1 protein-coding gene is annotated in these 329 nt (G+C 73.6%); it reads left to right on the forward strand.

Features of this window, described 5'->3' with window-relative positions; genetic code table 11:
• Window positions 1–329 (forward strand): IspD/TarI family cytidylyltransferase (locus tag ACZ3HG_RS23250; RefSeq protein ID WP_465334674.1); only part of this gene is annotated, 329 nt, incomplete at both ends.

Consider the following 329-nt stretch of genomic DNA (forward strand, 5'->3'; position numbering starts at 1 on the left):
TCGGCCTCGACGAGCACACGATTCTGCGTCACGCGTTGCGCGGTGTCTTCGCCGCGCCACGCGCCCAGGTGGTGATCGTCGTGCCCGCGGGCTTCGAGGGAGCCGCGCTCACCGACGTCCGCGAGGTCGCCGGTGACCGGATCGACCTCGTCTCCGTCGTGGCCGGGGGAGCGACGCGTCAGTCGTCCGTCGCCGCCGGGCTGGCGGCGCTGTGGGCCGACATCGACACGGTCCTCGTCCACGACGCCGCGCGCGCGCTCACGCCGGTTGCGTTGTTCGAGCGTGTCGTCGCCGCTCTCGACGACGGTGCGCTCGCGGTCATCCCGGCC

It is taken from the genome of Erwinia sp. PME.40.26/001 (assembly GCF_055556675.1).